The sequence below is a fragment of the Pseudomonas sp. AC252 genome, assembly GCF_979258105.1.
Genome location: NZ_OZ409837.1, coordinates 5,124,910 through 5,143,080, shown reverse-complemented (window position 1 = coordinate 5,143,080; position 18,171 = coordinate 5,124,910). Strand labels below are relative to the sequence as shown.

Below are 18,171 nucleotides of genomic sequence, written 5' to 3'. Positions count from 1 at the left end.
TGGAATTGAGGTTGTGAAGGGCGCACGGGAACATGATTTTGTCTACCAGTCGGTTTATCGGTATCTGACAACGCTGATTGACGATGCCGGAGGGCATGCAGCAGTACGCATGCCCTCGTTACGCCAACTGGCCGACCGGCTGAATGTGTCGATTTCGACTGTGCAATACGCTTATGCGTTGCTGGAAAAAGAAGGCCGGGTCTATTCCATAGCCAAATCAGGTTATTACGCTCAAGCGCTTTACAGCCTGGACGCGCCCGGTGATGGCAGTGATCTGCTGGAGACCGTTTACGTTAACGCGAGACGTCCCGGCATGTGTGTTTTGAGCGCTGACGAACCGGCATCGCTACAACCGCTGGACAGTCCTTTGATGACGTTGGAGCGTGAACTCTTGCGCCAATACCCTCGCCAGCCTCAGACACTCGTGCAGCCTTGCGGGGAGCTGGAATTGCGGGTTGCCCTGGCGGCGCGGTACACCTGTTCGACGGCGAATTATTGGCATGCCGATGATGTTTATATTGGTGCTGATCTGCGCGGCGTTCTGGAAATCCTGATTTCGGTGCTTGAGTTGCGTGAAGCCGTCGTCGTGGTTGAATCTCCCTGTGACTGGGTGATTTTGCGTCTGCTCGAGTCGTGCGACGTGCGTGTGATCGAATGGCCTTCGCTGGCCGAGGGCGAGGTGGATTTGCCGGCACTGGAAATCCTGCTCAGGAACGAGCCGGTCCGTCTGGTCGTTTTGTCTTCAGTGTTGAGCCTGCCCCAAGGCTGCGGTTTTACCCGGGAACATCAGCAGGCAATCGCGAAGATGCTCGAGCGATATGGCATCTGGGTGCTGGAAAACGATTGCTACAGCGAGCTTGATGAGCGCGCTGATTCGCAACGGTTACGTAACTGGCTGGATCCGGATCGCTTGCTGGTGTTTTCCAGCTTCGAGAAATTCATTGGTGCGGAAGCGCCATTCGGCTTCGTTCTGTCGCGGCATTGGCGCAACGAGTTGCAACGGCATTTCCTGTTCCGTGCGTTTCGCCTGTCGCCCATTCGACAGAAAGCGATTGCCAGACTGTTAAGCGGGGGGCGTCTCGATCAGCATCTGTTCGTGTTGCGACGCATGCTCGGTGAGCGCCGCTCCTCGTTGATCCAGGTGTTGCGTGAACGGTTGGGCGACGCGCTGCAGATTGTCGAGCCACAGGGCGGGGCGACGGTGTGGGTGCGGTCGGTGCGACCGGTCGACATGGCAAATGTCTTCCGGCGATTGCTCAAGCAACAAATCATCGTGGCGCCGGGTGAGCTGTTCAGTCTGCGAGGCTTGCATGCCGATCATCTGCGTTTGAGTGCGCTGAATCACGGCGAGCGGGATTTATCAGGTGTCATCGGTTTGCTCGGCGATGCCTTGCGCCTGTCTGGGGCTCGATAATGTTAAAAAACATCGGAAGTGTTTCGGATACATCCCGTCGCACGGTGGTCAAACTGCCAGTAAACTGCGCAGCATTTCCTGAACCACTTCGATTTCAGAGGTTTTTGCATGACACTCAGTCCTTTTGCGGGCAAACCGGCACCGGCAGAACTGTTGGTCGATATCCCGCGACTGGTTACGGCCTATTACACCGGCCAGCCTGATGCATCGATTTCGACCCAGCGAGTGGCGTTCGGCACCTCCGGCCACCGCGGCAGCTCCTTCGATTTGAGTTTCAACGAATGGCATGTCCTGGCCATCAGCCAGGCGATTTGCCTGTATCGCGAAGCGCAAGGCATCACCGGCCCGCTGTTTGTCGGCATCGACACCCATGCATTGTCGACCCCGGCCGGCGCCAGCGCACTGGAAGTCCTCGCTGCCAACGGCGTCACCGTGATGGTTGCCGAAGGCGACGAGTACACGCCGACCCCGGCGATTTCCCACGCCATTCTCTGCTACAACCGCGGCCGTACGTCCGGCCTGGCTGACGGCATCGTCATCACGCCGTCGCACAATCCGCCGCAAAGCGGTGGCTACAAATACAACCCTACCAACGGTGGCCCGGCCGATACCCACATCACCAAGTGGATCGAAGCCAAGGCCAACGAATTGCTGGCGAACAAACTGGCCGGGGTCAAACGCATCAGCTATGAGCAAGCGCTCAAGGCCAGCACGACCCATCGCCACGATTATGTGAACACCTACGTTGCCGACCTGATCAACGTTATCGACTTCGATGCCATCCGTGACGCCAAACTGCGCCTGGGTGTCGATCCGCTGGGCGGAGCAGGGGTGCGCTACTGGTCGGCCATTGCCGAACACTACCGTCTCGACCTGGAAGTGGTGAATAAACAGGTCGACTCCACGTTCCGTTTCATGACCGTCGATTGGGATGGCCAGATCCGCATGGACCCATCGTCCAGCCACGCGATGCAGGGCCTGATTGGCCTGAAAGAACGTTTTGACGTGGCGTTCGCCTGTGACCCGGATCACGACCGTCACGGCATTGTCACGCCGTCCGGTGGCCTGCTCGCACCAAACAATTATCTGACGGTGGCGATCGATTACCTGTTCCAGAACCGCCCGCAATGGCGTGCCGATGCCGCCGTGGGCAAAACCGTGGTCAGCAGCGGCCTGATCGACCGCGTTGCCAAGCGTCTGGGCCGTCGCCTGTACGAAGTGCCGGTCGGTTTCAAATGGTTCGCCGACGGTCTGTTCGATGGCTCGCTGGGTTTTGGCGGTGAAGAGAGCGCTGGCGCCTCCTTCCTGCGCAAGGATGGCGGCGTATGGAGCACCGACAAGGATGGTCTGATCCCAGCCTTGCTCGCCGCCGAAATGACAGCGCGCACCGGCCGCGATCCAAGCCAGGCCTACCGCGCGCTGACCGACGAACTGGGCGAGCCGTTCTCGGTGCGTGTCGATGCCAAGGCCAACCCGGAGCAGAAGGCACTGTTGAGCAAGCTGGCGCCAGAGCAGGTCACCTCGACCGAACTGGCAGGCGAGAAGATCCAGAACATTCTCAGCCATGCACCGGGCAACGATCAGGCGATTGGCGGTCTGAAGGTCATGACCGAAAACGGCTGGTTCGCCGCGCGTCCTTCGGGCACTGAAGACATCTACAAGATCTACGCCGAGAGCTTTCTCGGCGATGACCACCTCAAGCAACTGGTGGCCGAAGCGCAAACGTTGGTGGATGGCGCTATTTCCAGCAAATGATGCGCACATGAAAAAGGGCAACCGTAATGGTTGCCCTTTTTTGTTGCCTGTAGATCAAGCCAGGTCGACCAGTACGATCTCGCTGTCCTCGATCGCCGTGACCGTCAGCACTTGCTCGTGGGCCACCGCCACACCGTCACGCGCTTGGGCACGCAAGCCATTGACCTCGATCACGCCAGTAGCTGGGACCAGATAAGCGCGACGCCCTTCGTCCAGCCGATATTCAGCGGTTTCACCGGCCTTGATGTTCGCAGCAACCAGCCGTGCATCGGCGCGAATGTGCAGACTCTCATCGTCGCCAGCCTTACCGCTGGCCAAAGTGACAAAGCCTTCGCGCTCGCCTTTGGGAAACGGCTTGGCTCCCCAGGAGGGCGGTGCACCGGTTTCGGTCGGCAGAATCCAGATCTGGAAGATCCTGGTTTCCTGGTCTTCCAGGTTGTACTCGCTATGAGCGATGCCGGTGCCGGCGCTCATCACTTGGACATCGCCGGCTTCGGTACGGCCCTTGTTGCCGAGGTTGTCCTGGTGCGTGATCGCACCTTCACGCACGTAGGTGATGATTTCCATGTCGCGATGCGGATGCTGCGGGAAACCGGTGCCTGCGGCGATGATGTCGTCGTTCCACACGCGCAGGTTGCCCCAGCTCATCCGCTGCGGATCGTAGTATTCGGCAAACGAAAAGTGGTGATGCGCGTCCAGCCAGCCATGATGGGCGCCGCCCAGCGAGCTGAAGGGTCTGAGTTCAAGCATGATCGTCTCCTAATAAGGGTCGTCAGGGGGCGGACCCCTTGGTTGATGATGACGATCATCTATCAAGCAATTATCGATAAAAAGCGCAAAAACTGCTGCATCATGATCGAGTAATTAGATGTGAAAGCGGCTCGAAATCATTTCATCGGACTTTCAATTCGTCGCCTAAACCGATGACCTGTAAGCATTTCGCTAGAACTGAACGGTAAATCCAGACACCATAGCCGCCAAAGCCTCACACCCTGGAGTCCGTCAGCGTGGCGCAACACACCCCCGATCTTCCTCCTGAACTTCGTCCACTGGCCGAGATGCCCTGGTTCAAGCGTCTGGCCGCGCGATTCTTTGGTCACGGCCTGACAAAATTGCGCGCCCAGCACCGGGCATCGTGGCTGCACGGGCAAGCCGACGGATTCCGCAGTGGCCACACCGCTGGTGTCGAATACGGTTTCAAGGAGGGCAAGCTTGAGGGGCTGGAGGAAGGCCGCCAGGTGCTGCTGATTCGCGACAGCCGCAACACCGAGCATCGCCCACCCGGCGTCGATACCAACCTGTTTGATGACTGGCGCCTGCCACTGACGGCGGAGCTGAAGAAGCGCATCAAGGCTGACGTCGCCCGTTTGCTCCCGGCCCACGCCCAGCCCAGCGCTGCGCAATGGAAGATGATCTTCAGCGATACGCCGTCCACCTCGGTGGTGGCCGGCGCCGGTGCCGGCAAGTCGACCACGCTGGTGCTGCGCATTCTGTTGCTCAGCCATTATCTGGGTTTTGAGCTGGATTCGATGACCGTGGTGACTTTCACCCGAGAATCGCGCAAGGACTTCATCAACAAGCTTATCGAGATATTCACCCTATGGGGCCAGCCGCTTAACCCCAAACAGGCGCGCGAACTGGTGCGAACCTTTCACTCGCGCATCCTGCCGATGGTCCGCAGTCTCCCGGGTTTCGAGCGCTTGCAGGCGTTCGAAAATCTCAGCGATCGCCCGCAAAGCGGCGCAGAGGAGGTCGACAGCAATCCGTTTGACCTGCGCATCAATGATGCGCAGCGACAGCAACTCAATGCCTGCTATCACCGGCTGTTCAACGAGGACGAGCGTTTCCGCCAGTTGATCCAGCCGCTGTCCCGTGCCGGGTTGCAGTTGAAGGAACTGGAGCGCGACCATCCCGATGTGCAGAAACGCATGGCGGTCACCGAGCTTGCGGCCAAGCGCGACGAAGAACTTTGCGATGTCATCGAGGACCTGTGGTTTCGCGCAGGGGCGTGGCCCATCAAAGGCATCGAGCCGAATCGGCAAACATTTGAAATCAACGGCTCGCGTTTCCACGCTCACGGTTACATACCGAGCGTCGATGCCTGGGTGGTGCTCGGCTTTGATCCCAAGGAAAACGCCCAGCTAACCCGACCCAACGCCAAGCTGAGTGTCCGCGCAGAGTGGGCGGTCAAGCGCACCCTGTTTCAAGCTTTCTGCCGTAAGCCGTTGATATGGCTGGATAGTTACGAGTCATCCAGGCGCGTTCTTGCGATGTTGGCCGGAGATGCCAGCGCCGGTCCCGGCTTTGATTACAAGGTCAAAGGCGAGCTGGCATCGGCGCCCTTGCTGGATTGTTTTGTCGGCGCAGCGGGCTTTATCGAAAACCTGGGCCTGGATGTGCCGGACGCGGTCAGTCGGATGAGCTTCGCCAAGGACGATCCCGATCGCTTTTTCTTCGAGGCTCTGAGCCTGTTCTGGCGCGCATTTGAAGATCACCTGCTGGATCAAAAACCACCAGTGATGACCTACAACCGCATGTTTGCGCTGTTCAGTGAGCATTCGCCGGAAAATCTCAAGCTGCTCAGCGATGAGCTGTTGCGGCCGATGGCGCATCTGATGATCGATGAATTTCAGGACGTTTCGCCGCAGATCGTTTCGTGGATTCGCGCCAGCCTCAACGAGATTCGCAGCCGTGGCCCGGCCATGCACGTCGGGCGCGGGGCGCAGCGGTCGTCGCTGTTGTGCGTTGGCGATGACTGGCAATCCATTTACGGCTGGCGCGGCAGTTCGCCGAGCTACTTCATGGAGTTCAACAAGGAATTCCCTTCACCCGGCACAACACGGGTCATGCTCAGCGACAACTACCGCAGCCACCAGCACATCATTGACGCCGCCGAGCACATTGTCCGTGCAGCGCCGGCGATTGCGGGGAAAAAGGCCAGGGCCAGTGGTGAGCCCAAGCCGCTGCAGCCGGTCAACGTGCTTGAGCGCGATGATGAAGCGCTGGGTCAGCGCCTCGCGGAGCACTACCGACGCGGTGACTCGATCTTGATGCTCTATCGAAGAAGCAGCGATAAGTTATTGATAGAGGAGCATATTCAGCCCGTACTTAATTTAGATTCGAGCTTGCCTCACGAGGCGCGGCGACTGAAACAACTGACTTATCACAGCGCCAAAGGCTTGCAGGCTGATGCGGTATTCCTGCTTGGTGATTGCCAGCATCTGACCAGTTCGCCGTACAAGAATCAGGTCTACCGTATGGCCGGGCTGGGCAAAACGGCTGACAGCGAGCCGTACGACAGTGCGCAAAAGGATGAAATCCTGCGCCTCGCCTACGTTGGCATCACCCGGGCCGTCAGCCATTGCTACTGGTACGTCGAACCGCAGGAAACCCAAGCGGTAAATATGCCGAGGGCGTCGGATCGGGTCGCCAAGAACAAACCTTTCTTCGTCGATCATCGAAGCGAAAAAGCCAGCGCCTGACCAAGAAAAAGCCCGCATCGCTGCGGGCTTTTTCTTTTATATCAGTTGGTTATGCGTAGTTCTTGAGAGATTCCGGAGGAGTGAAAGCTTCCAGTTCATCTTCGATGGCTTCGATGATGCGCTCGACGTCCGCCGCGTTCATCACCGTTGCGCACGGAATGCCGGCGATGGCGATCATGGTTTCGCCGCTGGCACGATCAAACAGCCGGGCGATCATGCTGCCCGGCGCATCCATCGTCGCCTCGAATCCCATGGGATGAAAATGCCAGCGCATCAGCTGGCAGGCGTTGGGAAAGGTGACTTTGCTGGACCCTTTGTTCATGGTGTTGCCCGCCTGCTTCATCGAGCGCTTCCTTTTGCTCATGTTAGGTGGGAAGAGCCTTCATTGGCTCAACCAGTGCTTGAGCTTTAAAAGTAGCATCCGTGTGTGAAAAAACTGTGAGTTTTTTCAGTCCGTTTAGCGATTGATTCGCATTTTTTGATGTAAGTCACTGGCTGATCGATTATCGCCAAAACGCCACCATGGATTTTTCATTGATGTGGCAGAGGAAGATAGGCAAGCTCGGTTCTTTTTCGCCGAGCCGCTTATGCACGCCGATGACGACGGCCCAGAACAGACCCAGGTCACGGCCGCCACGGTCATGCGCTATCACCTGAGCTGGAAGCATCGGGATCTGGACAGCGTCATGGCGCTCTATCACGCCGACATCCAGTACAACGACTTTTTTCAGAACCGCGTACTGGCTCTGGATGAGCTGCGTGAATATGTGCGCGTGAGCATGCCGCGAGAATCCGACGAACTGCTCGAGCACTGCGATCGCATTCGGGTGGATGGCAACACCGCGTTCATTCAGTACGAAGTGACCTTGCGCGGCGGCGATGGCCTGGTGTCGTTTCGGTCCAGCGAAGCGATCACGGTCAAGGACGGCTTGATCTGGCGCGTCAATGAATACGCCTCGCTGGTGCGAACCCACGCCGATGGCAGTTCGGCACCGAGTCAGCGTCCGGCGGTCAGTCGCCTCGGTCTGTCACCGCGCCAACTGAGCTTCATGGCCGAAGACCTTCAGCAGTATTTCGAAAAGCAGCAACCTTATCTGGATCCTGAGCTTGACCTGCAACGGGTGGCGAAGGAGTGCGGGTACAGCCGCAATCAGATTTCCTATCTGCTCAATCAGGTGCTCGGGCAAAGCTTTTATCGCTACGTCAATCAGGCGCGCCTGCAGCATTGGCTGCGTGCGCTCAATAGCGCCACGCGGCCGTTGCGTGTCGACGAGCTGGCGTTTGCTGCCGGCTTCAATTCGCTGTCAGCGTTTTACAAATGCTTTCGCGAGCACACCGGTCAGTCGCCCAAGGCCTACGCCAAACAAATTTCTCTGCGGGCACGCGCGCAAGACAGCCACTGAAGGCAGCCACTAGGATCGACGCCATCGAAGGTTTTCAGTGGCGGAGTCTGGCATGTCGGCGTGGCGCACGATCAGTTTGTGGATGAATCAGCTCGAAGAGCCGCTGCTCGCGCGGCCTGCGCTGGAGCAGGACCTGGACGTCGACGTTGCAATCATCGGCGCCGGTTATACCGGATTGTGGGCAGCGTACTACCTGAAAAAACACGCGCCAGGCCTGGATATCGCCATCATTGAGGCGCAAACCGCCGGGTTCGGTGCATCCGGGCGCAACGGCGGCTGGCTCATGGGTAACTTGCTGGGCGAGGATCGCTTGCTCGCAGGCTTATCGCCGCAGCAGCGCAGGGCGTCGTTCGATCTGCTGCACAGCATTCCCGATGAAGTGGAAATCGTCCTCGAGCGCGAGGGCATCGACTGCGATTACCGCAAGGGGGTGCTGTATTGCGCCGCGCGTTACCCAGAGCAGGAAGCCGTTCTGCGCGATTACCTGAGCAAGCTGCACGCCCAAGGCCTGACGGACGACGATTACCGCTGGCTCAGCCCCGAGCAACTGGCCCAGCAGATCCGCGTGGCCAAGCCCTACGGCGGCATCTTCGCCCCCCATGTCGCGACCATTCACCCAGCGAAACTGGTGCGTGGCCTGGCGCGGACCGTGCAGAACATGGGCGTGAAAATCTACGAAAACAGCCCCGTTACTCACTGGCAACCCGGCAGTTTGCGGACCGCCAAAGCCAGCGTGCGCAGCCGTTGGATCGTCCCGGCGGTGGAAGGTTATTCGGTGACCTTGCCGCCACTTGGCCGTTATCAATTGCCGGTGCAAAGCCTGATTGTCGCCACCGAGCCGCTGTCCGCTGCGACCTGGGACGAAATCGGCCTCAATCGCGGCCAGGCCTTCAGTGAATTCAGCCGCCAGGTCACCTACGGCCAGCGCAGTGCCGACAACCGCCTGATTTTCGGCGCCCGTGGCGGGTATCAGTTCGCGGGCAAGCTGCGTCACGACTTCAACCTGACCCGCGACGAAGTCGAACTGCGCCGCTATCTGTTCGGCGAACTGTTCCCGCAACTGAAAAACGTGCAGATCACCCACGCCTGGGGCGGCAACCTCGGCATGTCGCGGCATTTCAAGCCGCACATGCTTTGCGACCGCGCCAACGGCATCGCGTTGTCCGGCGGCTATGGCGGCGAGGGCGTTGGTGCCAGCAACCTTGGCGGCCGGACGCTGGCCGATCTGATTCTTGAGCGCGACAGCGAACTGACCCAACAACCGTGGGTGCTGCCCGACGGCGGCATTCATGCGCTGCGTGCCTGGGAGCCAGAGCCATGCCGCTGGCTCGGTTACAACGCGATCATCAAAAGCTTCGTGCACGAAGACCAGACCCTGGCCAATCCCGCGACCGCACCCTGGCGGCGCAAGCTTGCCAGCCGGGTTGCCGGGTTCATGGAAGGTTTCATGCACTGAACGTCGTTTACCTCAATAAACAGGACACGCCATGAGCATCACCCAATTCAAGAACACCGCCACGCTTGAGCTCGAGGAATCCAACCCGGTCGCCGTACCCCTGGGCGAGCCGGTCGCAATTGCCTCGACCACCAGCGTCGAGCGCGACGACGGCGTTGAAACCGGCGTCTGGGAATGTACTCCCGGCCGCTGGCGGCGGCAGATCACCGCGCAGGAGTTCTGCCATTTCATTTCCGGGCGTTGCACGTTCACCCCCGACGGTGGCGGCGAAACCCTGCACATACAAGGCGGCGACGCACTGATGTTGCCAGCCAACACGCTCGGGATCTGGGATATCCAGGAAACCGTGCGCAAGAGCTACGTGCTGATTTTCTGATTGTCGATCCTTTGATTGCCTGCCAACAAAAAAAGCCCATACAGGAATCGCCCCATGATCCAGAAAACCCTCGCATTGGCGCCGCTGCTGCTGGCCGCTTCCGTCAGTCACGCGGCCGACACGGTCAAGGTCTACAACTGGTCCGACTACATCGCTCCGGATACCACAAAGAATTTCCAGAAAGACACCGGCATCGGCGTTACCTACGACGTCTACGACAGCAACGAAACCCTCGACGGCAAGTTGATGACGGGCAAATCCGGCTACGACGTGGTTTTCCCGTCGAACCATTTCATGGCGCGGCAGATTCAGGGCGGGGCGCTGAAGAAGCTGGACAAGAGCCAGTTGCCGAACTGGAAGAACCTCAGCCCGGCGCTGCTCAAGGCTTTGCAGACCAACGACCCGAACAACGAGCACGGCTTCCCGTATCTGTGGGGCAGCACCGGTATTGGCTACAACATTGCCAAGGTCAAAGCGGTGCTCGGCGACAATGCACCGGTGGATTCCTGGGACCTGATCTTCAAGCCCGAATACATGGAAAAGCTGCAGAAATGCGGCGTGGCGATCCTCGATAACGGCCCGGAATTGCTCCCGGCGGCCCTTAACTACCTGGGCCTGCCGCACCACAGCAAGAATCCCGAAGACTACAAAAAAGCCGAAGCGCTGCTGATGAAGGTGCGCCCCTACGTCAGCTACTTCCATTCCTCCAAGTACACCAGTGATTTGGCCAATGGCGACATCTGCGTCGCGGTCGGGTTTTCCGGCGACATCCTCCAGGCCGAGAACCGCGCCAAGGAAGCGAAGAACGGCGTCGAAATCGGTTATGCGATTCCCAAGGAAGGCGCGGCGATCTGGTTCGACATGGTCGCCATGCCCGCCGATGCACCGGACGAAAAGGCTGGCTACGCCTTCATGAACTACCTGTTGCGCCCGGACGTGATGGCGGGAATCACCAACTACGTGCATTACGCCAATGGCAACGAACAGGCGGACACGCTTATCGATCCAGCGATCAAGAACGACACCAAGGTTTACCCGAGCGCGGAAATGATGGGCAAGCTGTTTGCGCTGGAAGCGATGCCGCTGAATATCGACCGGATTCGTACGCGGGTGTGGAACAAGATTCGCACCGGTAGCTGAGTTTCAGGCCAATATACAAGACTCCTGTGGGAGCGAGCCTGCTCGCGAAGCGGTTTGTCATTCGACACTTATGTTGAGTGGCTTGGCGTCTTCGCGAGCAGGCTCGCTCCCACATTCGTTATTCGATGGATCAGAATAGTTGATATCAAAGCACTGGCACCGCTGACTGAAAGTGTGACTTGCGCAACAAATCCGAACTTACCGATATTTAATATTTAAATAGAAAATCGCCAGACGATTCCCGCTATCTCAGCAACTAAAAAACTATCTTTCCTTCCCGCGCGCTTTGTTTACGGCAGTTTCCACAGCCAACCAAATTGGATCGCAAAAAAACTCTTTACGACAGATTTCAAATTGTGTCAGGTTCGTTACGCCTTCATTGGGCGAGTGATAGGACGATCTCGCCAAGATCGTCCTGTCGGACAAAAACTGTTCCATTGCTAAACAAGGAAGTGTGTTTATGTCGAAAGTTAAAACCAATGCTGTTGATTCCGCCGAACAGGCTTTCCAGCTGGCTGCCTTCAGCTCGGCGTACAACCAGATCAATAGCTTCAGCCATCAATACGATCGGGGCGGCAACCTCACGGTCAATGGCAAACCCTCGTACTCCGTCGACCAGGCGGCTACGCAATTGTTGCGTGACGGCGCTGCCTACCAGGACAAGGACGGCAGCGGCAAGATCGAACTGACCTATACGTTCCTGACCTCGGCTTCGAACAGCACGATGAACAAGCACGGAATCAGCGGGTTCAGTCAGTTCAGCGCGCAGCAGCAAGCCCAGGCCAAGCTCGCCATGCAGTCCTGGGCCGACGTGGCCAATGTCACCTTTACCGAGAGAGCCTCGGGCGGCGACGGTCACATGACCTTCGGTAACTACAGCGGTGGCCAGGACGGCGCTGCGGCGTTCGCCTATCTGCCAGGCACTGGCGCTGGCTATGACGGTACTTCGTGGTACCTGATCAATAGCGGTTACACGCAAAACAAGAGCCCGGACCTGAACAACTACGGGCGTCAGACCCTGACCCACGAAATCGGCCACACCCTGGGCCTTGCTCACCCTGGCGACTACAACGCCGGCAATGGCAACCCGACCTACAACGACGCGACTTACGGCCAGGACACCCGTGGCTACAGCGTCATGAGTTACTGGAGCGAGAGCAACACCAACCAGAACTTCAGCAAGGGCGGCGTCGAAGCCTACTCGTCCGGCCCGCTGATGGACGATATCGCAGCCATCCAGAAGCTCTACGGCGCCAACACCACGACCCGCACAGGTGATACCACCTACGGGTTCAATTCCAATGCCGGTCGCGATTTCCTCAGCGCTTCGTCGTCGAGCGACAAAGTGGTGTTTTCGGTGTGGGATGCCGGCGGCAAGGACACCCTGGACTTCTCCGGTTTCACCCAGAATCAGAAGATCAACCTCAACGATGCTTCGTTCTCCGACGTGGGCGGCCTCGTCGGCAACGTGTCGATTGCCAAGGGTGCGATCATCGAGAACGCGATTGGCGGTTCCGGCAGCGATCTGTTGATCGGCAACAGCGTGGCCAACGAGCTGAAGGGCGGTGCCGGCAACGACATCCTCTACGGCGCTGGCGGTGCCGACAAGCTGTGGGGCGGCGCCGGTTCGGACACCTTTGTGTTTGCCGCCAGCTCGGACTCCAAACCAGGTGCGATCGATCAGATCCTCGATTTTGTCAGCGGTCTGGACAAAATCGACCTGACCGGCATCACCAATGGCGCGGGCCTGCACTTCGTCAACAGCTTCACCGGTTCCGCCGGCGATGCGGTATTGACCTCGTCGGGCGGCAACAGCCTGTTGTCGGTGGATTTCTCCGGGCATGGCGTGGCTGACTTCATCGTCAGCACCGTGGGCCAGGCAGCGACCAGCGACATCGTGGCGTGATGTGAAAGGAAAGCGGCGCCCAAAGCGTCGCTTTCTTTACTTGCAACGGTAGGCGCTGTACGCAACGCTACGGGTTGGAGCGAATTTTCCCATGTTCAACAGAGCTTTTACCTACGCGGCATCGGCGTGGCTTTCAGTGGCGCTGGTTACGATTTCAGGAGCAACAGCAATGGCAAGCAGCCTCAGACTCGAAGAGCCTTCCGTGTTTGCTGGACAGTGGCAGGCAACGCTGTCCGCAACGGTCGATGAACGACAAGCGCAAAAGCTCCAGGACAAGCCGTCCAACAGTTGCAGCGTCGAACTGCTCGCCAACAAGACCCTTGGTCAGGGAGCAGAGTGTCTGGGCGCTTGGTTCGAAGACGTTCCGATCGGCTGGTTTCCTGATCCGGACGGCTTATCGATCACCGGTCACGAAGGCTCAAGAATCGGGTTTTTCAGCCGACAACGTGATGGGTTGTATCTGGCGACTTTGAAGTCGGGGCTGATCGTCACGCTGGAACGTACGGCGCCCGACAACTGATCTGCCCTTGTACATACCCATACGGTTATAGCGATCAGTCGTACGGTTATAAAGGCAAATAAAGTCAACTGCACTGCGTTAATCAGCGCTAGTTGTTATGAAAGTGTAAATGGGCGCCGCGGAAGTGTAATCCGGATTGGTCGCTTAATTAATTGAAGTCTCGCCTCTCAGGGGCGATGAATACTGTTCAGGAAAAATCAATGAAGATGGCGAAGGCCCCAGCCACCGCTCCGTTAATAAAGGCACTGGGTGACTATAAGAGCATCTTGATCAGCGTCGGTTGTTTCACCGCGCTGATCAATGTGCTGATGCTGGTGCCGTCCATCTACATGCTGCAAGTCTATGACCGGGTGCTGTCGTCACAGAACGAAACCACTCTGGCAATGCTGTCGTTGATGGTGGTCGGGTTCTTCGCTTTCATCGGCCTGCTGGAAGTGATCCGCAGCTTTATCGTTATTCGCATCGGCAGCCAGTTGGAGCGTCGTTTCAATCTGCGCGTCTACCAGGCGGCGTTCGAGCGCAACCTGTTCAAGGGCGAAGGCAATGCCGGGCAGTCGCTGGGCGATCTGACTCATATCCGCCAGTTCGTCACCGGCCCGGCGTTGTTCGCCTTCTTCGACGCACCGTGGTTCCCGGTCTATCTGTTTGTCATCTACCTGTTCAACGTCTGGCTCGGCGTGCTGGCGACGGCGGGCGCGTTGCTGCTGATCGCGCTGGCGTGCCTGAACGAATACATGACCAAGAAGCCGCTGGGCGAGGCTGCCGGGTTTTCCCAACAGTCCAGCCAGTTGGCCACCAGCCACTTGCACAACGCCGAAACCATTCAGGCGATGGGCATGCTCGGCGCGCTGCGCAAGCGCTGGTTCGGCGTGCATTCGCGCTTTCTCGGCTTGCAGAATCAGGCCAGCGACACCGGCGCGGTGATCAGTTCGTTGAGCAAGACCCTGCGTCTGTGCTTGCAATCCCTTGTGCTGGGCCTGGGCGCGTTGCTGGTGATCAAGGGCGACATGACGGCGGGGATGATGATCGCCGGTTCGATCCTGATGGGCCGGGTGCTGAGCCCGATCGATCAGCTGATCGCCGTTTGGAAACAGTGGAGCGGGGCGAAGCTGGCTTACCGCCGTCTCGATGCGCTGTTGCAGGCGTTTCCACCCAGCGACGAGGCGATGGCGCTGCCGGCACCGAAAGGCCAGATCACCTTCGAACAAGTCAGCGCCGGGCCGCCCGGGCAGCGTGCGGCGACGTTGCACCTGGTCAATTTCACTCTGGGCGCAGGTGAAGTGCTCGGTGTGCTTGGCGCCTCCGGTTCCGGCAAATCGACCCTGGCCCGGGTGCTGGTCGGCGTGTGGCCAGTTCTGGGCGGCACGGTGCGACTGGACGGCGCCGATATTCATCGGTGGAACCGTGACCAACTCGGCCCTTACATCGGTTATTTGCCGCAAGACATCGAGCTGTTCAGCGGCAGCATCGCCGAGAACATTGCGCGATTCAGTGAAGCCGACGCGCAGAAAGTCGTCACCGCCGCGCAACAGGCCGGCGTCCACGAAATGATCCTGCGCTTGCCACAAGGCTACGACACCAAACTGGGCGAGGACGGCAGCGGCTTGTCTGGTGGCCAGAAACAACGCGTAGCCCTGGCCCGCGCGCTGTACGGCACGCCAAGTCTGGTGGTGCTCGATGAACCCAATTCCAACCTCGACACCGTCGGCGAAGCGGCACTGGCCAGCGCTATAGCCCAGCTCAAGTCCCAGGGCACCACGGTGATTCTGGTCACGCATCGTTCTTCGGTATTGGCTCAGGCCGACAAATTGCTGGTGCTCAACGATGGTCGTTTGCAGGCGTTCGGCCCGAGTCAGGATGTGCTCAAGGCACTGTCCGGCCAGCAGGAACAGCAACGCGAGAAAGCTGCACAAGCACCGGGCGGGCTCAGCATGAGCCGGCAGTATCAGCCCTCGACAAGGAATTCGGGTGTATGAGCAGCGTCAGCATGAACACGCAAAACGAAGCGAACATGGAACACGCCTACCTCACCGAACGTCCGGAGCGCGATGCGAAATTCTTCGCGCGCATGGGCTGGATTCTGGCCATCGTCGGCGCTGGCAGTTTCTTCACCTGGGCGGCACTGGCGCCGCTGGATCAGGGCATTCCGGTGCAAGGCACGGTGGTGGTGTCGGGCAAACGCAAGGCTGTGCAGTCGATGAGCAGCGGCGTGGTCAGCCGGATTCTGGTGCGCGAAGGCGAGATCGTGAAGCAGGGCCAGCCGCTGTTCCGCCTCGATCAGACTCAGGTCGCCGCCGATGTGCAATCGCTGCAGGCGCAATACCGCATGGCCTGGGCCAGCCTCGCGCGCTGGCAGGCCGAGCGCGACAACCTCAAACAAGTAACCTTTCCGGCCGAGCTGAGCAACGACCCGGACCCGCGCCTGGCGCTGGTGCTGGAGGGCCAGCGGCAATTGTTCAGCAGCCGCCGCGAAGCGTTCTCCCGGGAACAAGCGGCACTGCGCGCCAACATCGAAGGCGCCACTGCACAACTGGCCGGCATGCGCCGCGCCCGCAGCGACCTCAATGCCCAGGCCAGTTCCTTGCAGCAACAGTTGAGCAATCTGCAACCGCTGGCCGACAACGGTTACATCCCGCGCAACCGCTTGATGGATTACCAGCGGCAACTGTCGCAAGTGCAGCAGCAACTGGCGGAAAACACCGGTGAAAGCGGGCGTGTGGAGCAGGGCATCCTTGAATCGCGCCTGAAGTTGCAGCAGCACGGCGAGGAGTACCAGAAGGAAGTGCGCACGCAACTGGCCGACGCGCAACTGAAAAGCGTGACGCTGTCCGAACAGCTGACCTCCGCCGGTTTCGACCTGCAACACAGCGAGATCCTCGCCACCGCCGATGGCGTGGCGGTCAACCTCGGTGTGCACACCGAAGGCGCGGTGGTGCGTCAGGGCGAAACCCTGCTGGAGATCGTTCCGCAAGGCACCACCCTGGAAGTGGAAGGTCACTTGCCGATCAACCTGATCGACAAGGTCGGCACGCATTTGCCGGTGGACATTCTGTTTACCGCGTTCAACCAGAGCAAAACCCCGCGCGTGCCCGGCGAAGTCAGCCTGATTTCCGCTGACCAGATGATCGATGAGAAAACCGGCGTGCCGTACTACGTGCTGCGCAGCAGCGTCAGCGATCAGGCCATGGAAAAGCTCAACGGCCTGGTGATCAAGCCCGGCATGCCGGCGGAAATGTTCGTGCGCACCGGTGAGCGTTCACTCCTCAACTACCTGTTCAAACCGCTGGTCGATCGCGCCGGTTCTGCGTTGACCGAGGAATAAGGATGTTCGGCTGTATGAAAAAGCTTTCAATGCTGGTTGCCGCGATGATGCTGCTCGCGAGTCACTCGGCAGTCGCGGCCATGGGGCCATTCGAGATTTACGAACAGGCGTTGCGCAACGATCCGGTGTTCCTTGGCGCGATCAAGGAGCGTGATGCCGGCCTTGAAAACCGTGTGATTGGTCGCGCCGGGCTGCTGCCTCGGATCGGCTACACCTACAACAAGGGCCGCAACTCGTCCAAGGCTACGTCTCTGGATGATCGCGCGCGCAACCGCACCGATGAGCGCAACTACAACAGTTACGGCTCGGCGCTGACGGTGCAGCAACCGCTGCTCGATTACGAGGCTTATGCGGCGTATCGCAAAGGTGTCGCGCAGTCGTTGTTTGCCGACGAAGCCTTTCGCGGCAAGAGTCAGGAACTGTTGGTGCGCGTGCTGGACAACTACACCAAAGCCTTGTTCGCCCAGGACCAGATCGACATCGCCCAGGCGAAGAAGAAGGCTTACGAGCAACAGTTCCAGCAGAACGAACACATGTTCAAGCAGGGCGAGGGCACGCGCACCGATATTCTCGAAGCCGAGTCGCGCTATGAGCTGGCGACTGCCGAGGAAATCGAAGCGCGTAACGAGCAGGATGCGGCCTTGCGCGAACTTGGCGCGCTGGTGGGCGTGCCGGCGGTGGATATCGGCGATCTGGCGCCGCTTGGTCAGCAATTCCAGACCTTCACGCTGCAACCGGCGAACTTCGACACCTGGCATGAACTGGCGATCAGCAACAACCCGAACCTCGCTTCGCAACGTCAGGCCGTAGAAGTGGCGCGCTACGAAGTCGAGCGCAACCGCGCCGGGCATCTGCCGAAAGTCAGTGCCTACGCCTCGATGCGCGACAACGAGTCCGAAAGCGGCAACACCTATAACCAGCGCTACGAAACCAACACCATTGGCCTTGAAGTCAGCGTGCCGCTGTACGCCGGCGGTGGCGTGTCGGCCTCGACGCGCCAGGCCAGCCGCACCATGGAACAGGCTGAGTACGAACTGGATGGCAAAACCCGCGAAACCTTGATCGAACTGCGCCGACAGTTCAGTGCCTGCCTGTCCGGGGTGAGCAAATTGCGCGCTTATCAGAAGGCCTTGAAGTCGGCCGAGGCGCTGGTGGTCTCGACCCGACAAAGCATTCTGGGCGGCGAGCGGACCAACCTCGACGCGTTGAATGCCGAGCAGCAACTGTTCACCACCCGCCGCGACCTGGCCCAGGCGCGTTACGACTACCTGATGGCCTGGACCAAATTGCATTACTACGCCGGGACGCTGAATGAGCAGGATCTGGCGCGGGTGGACGAAGCATTTGTGGTCGCGCAACAGCCCTCACCCTGACTCTCTACCAGAGGCAGAGGGGAC

Annotated in this window: 14 protein-coding genes; 12 read left to right on the top strand and 2 right to left on the bottom strand. The window is 59.2% G+C overall.

Annotation, left to right across the window (positions count from 1 at the left end):
- Positions 1-13: 13 nt before the first annotated feature.
- Positions 14-1,414: an aminotransferase-like domain-containing protein gene (locus ACZZZ4_RS23385; RefSeq protein ID WP_463548909.1), complete on the top strand. Its 1,401-nt coding sequence runs from the start codon at positions 14-16 to the stop codon at positions 1,412-1,414.
- A gap of 108 nt (positions 1,415-1,522) precedes the next feature.
- A complete protein-coding gene (gene pgm / locus ACZZZ4_RS23380; RefSeq protein ID WP_463548908.1) occupies positions 1,523-3,169 on the top strand; it encodes a phosphoglucomutase (alpha-D-glucose-1,6-bisphosphate-dependent) in 1,647 nt (548 codons plus the stop codon).
- Positions 3,170-3,223: 54 nt separating this feature from the next.
- Here pgm and ACZZZ4_RS23375 read toward each other — a convergent pair whose 3' ends face one another.
- Entirely contained in the window at positions 3,224-3,919 is a 696-nt protein-coding gene (locus tag ACZZZ4_RS23375; RefSeq protein ID WP_039761539.1) for a pirin family protein, read from the bottom strand.
- Positions 3,920-4,176: 257 nt separating this feature from the next.
- Between ACZZZ4_RS23375 and ACZZZ4_RS23370 the strand changes: the two genes are divergently transcribed.
- A complete protein-coding gene (locus tag ACZZZ4_RS23370) occupies positions 4,177-6,651 on the top strand; it encodes a UvrD-helicase domain-containing protein (RefSeq protein WP_463548907.1) in 2,475 nt (824 codons plus the stop codon).
- A 49-nt stretch (positions 6,652-6,700) separates the two neighbouring features.
- On the opposite strand, the gene ACZZZ4_RS23365 is transcribed toward ACZZZ4_RS23370, so the two are convergent.
- Positions 6,701-6,973, bottom strand: a complete 273-nt coding sequence (locus ACZZZ4_RS23365) for a DUF1652 domain-containing protein (RefSeq protein WP_415764010.1) — start codon at positions 6,971-6,973, stop codon at positions 6,701-6,703.
- A gap of 265 nt (positions 6,974-7,238) precedes the next feature.
- Here ACZZZ4_RS23365 and ACZZZ4_RS23360 point away from each other — a divergent pair, with 265 nt between their 5' ends.
- From ACZZZ4_RS23360 to ACZZZ4_RS23320, 9 genes are all read left to right on the top strand, one after another.
- Complete coding sequence (locus ACZZZ4_RS23360; RefSeq protein WP_463548906.1) at positions 7,239-8,054, top strand: helix-turn-helix domain-containing protein; 816 nt, start codon at positions 7,239-7,241, stop codon at positions 8,052-8,054.
- A 52-nt stretch (positions 8,055-8,106) separates the two neighbouring features.
- Positions 8,107-9,510, top strand: coding sequence for an NAD(P)/FAD-dependent oxidoreductase (locus tag ACZZZ4_RS23355; RefSeq protein ID WP_463548905.1), 1,404 nt, complete (start codon positions 8,107-8,109; stop codon positions 9,508-9,510).
- Between the two features lie 31 nt (positions 9,511-9,541).
- A complete protein-coding gene (locus tag ACZZZ4_RS23350; RefSeq protein ID WP_024013066.1) occupies positions 9,542-9,886 on the top strand; it encodes a cupin domain-containing protein in 345 nt (114 codons plus the stop codon).
- Between the two features lie 54 nt (positions 9,887-9,940).
- The gene (locus tag ACZZZ4_RS23345) at positions 9,941-11,026 is read left to right on the top strand and encodes a polyamine ABC transporter substrate-binding protein (protein ID WP_463548904.1); all 1,086 of its coding nucleotides are present in this window, start codon (positions 9,941-9,943) and stop codon (positions 11,024-11,026) included.
- A gap of 460 nt (positions 11,027-11,486) precedes the next feature.
- Positions 11,487-12,932, top strand: coding sequence for a serralysin family metalloprotease (locus ACZZZ4_RS23340; RefSeq protein WP_463548903.1), 1,446 nt, complete (start codon positions 11,487-11,489; stop codon positions 12,930-12,932).
- Positions 12,933-13,023: 91 nt separating this feature from the next.
- Positions 13,024-13,452 carry an AprI/Inh family metalloprotease inhibitor gene (locus tag ACZZZ4_RS23335; RefSeq protein ID WP_463548902.1) on the top strand — a complete coding sequence of 143 codons (429 nt, stop codon included), beginning with the start codon at positions 13,024-13,026 and terminating at the stop codon, positions 13,450-13,452.
- Positions 13,453-13,652: 200 nt separating this feature from the next.
- The gene (locus ACZZZ4_RS23330) at positions 13,653-15,428 is read left to right on the top strand and encodes a type I secretion system permease/ATPase (protein ID WP_463548901.1); all 1,776 of its coding nucleotides are present in this window, start codon (positions 13,653-13,655) and stop codon (positions 15,426-15,428) included.
- Positions 15,425-16,774 (top strand): HlyD family type I secretion periplasmic adaptor subunit, encoded by a 1,350-nt coding sequence (locus tag ACZZZ4_RS23325; RefSeq protein WP_463548900.1) that lies wholly within the window; start codon positions 15,425-15,427, stop codon positions 16,772-16,774. Before ACZZZ4_RS23330 ends, ACZZZ4_RS23325 begins: the two co-directional genes overlap by 4 nt.
- 2 nt (positions 16,775-16,776) lie before the next feature.
- The gene (locus ACZZZ4_RS23320) at positions 16,777-18,147 is read left to right on the top strand and encodes a TolC family outer membrane protein (RefSeq protein ID WP_310407804.1); all 1,371 of its coding nucleotides are present in this window, start codon (positions 16,777-16,779) and stop codon (positions 18,145-18,147) included.
- Positions 18,148-18,171 lie beyond the last annotated feature (24 nt).

Coding starts and splice junctions, on each gene's coding strand:
- pgm (WP_463548908.1), top strand. CDS start 1,523: ATGACACTCAGTCCTTTTGCGGGCAAACCGGCACCGGCAGAACTGTTG.
- ACZZZ4_RS23375 (WP_039761539.1), bottom strand. CDS start 3,919: ATGCTTGAACTCAGACCCTTCAGCTCGCTGGGCGGCGCCCATCATGGC.
- ACZZZ4_RS23365 (WP_415764010.1), bottom strand. CDS start 6,973: ATGAACAAAGGGTCCAGCAAAGTCACCTTTCCCAACGCCTGCCAGCTG.
- ACZZZ4_RS23360 (WP_463548906.1), top strand. CDS start 7,239: ATGCACGCCGATGACGACGGCCCAGAACAGACCCAGGTCACGGCCGCC.
- ACZZZ4_RS23355 (WP_463548905.1), top strand. CDS start 8,107: ATGTCGGCGTGGCGCACGATCAGTTTGTGGATGAATCAGCTCGAAGAG.
- ACZZZ4_RS23350 (WP_024013066.1), top strand. CDS start 9,542: ATGAGCATCACCCAATTCAAGAACACCGCCACGCTTGAGCTCGAGGAA.
- ACZZZ4_RS23345 (WP_463548904.1), top strand. CDS start 9,941: ATGATCCAGAAAACCCTCGCATTGGCGCCGCTGCTGCTGGCCGCTTCC.
- ACZZZ4_RS23340 (WP_463548903.1), top strand. CDS start 11,487: ATGTCGAAAGTTAAAACCAATGCTGTTGATTCCGCCGAACAGGCTTTC.
- ACZZZ4_RS23335 (WP_463548902.1), top strand. CDS start 13,024: ATGTTCAACAGAGCTTTTACCTACGCGGCATCGGCGTGGCTTTCAGTG.
- ACZZZ4_RS23330 (WP_463548901.1), top strand. CDS start 13,653: ATGAAGATGGCGAAGGCCCCAGCCACCGCTCCGTTAATAAAGGCACTG.
- ACZZZ4_RS23325 (WP_463548900.1), top strand. CDS start 15,425: ATGAGCAGCGTCAGCATGAACACGCAAAACGAAGCGAACATGGAACAC.
- ACZZZ4_RS23320 (WP_310407804.1), top strand. CDS start 16,777: ATGTTCGGCTGTATGAAAAAGCTTTCAATGCTGGTTGCCGCGATGATG.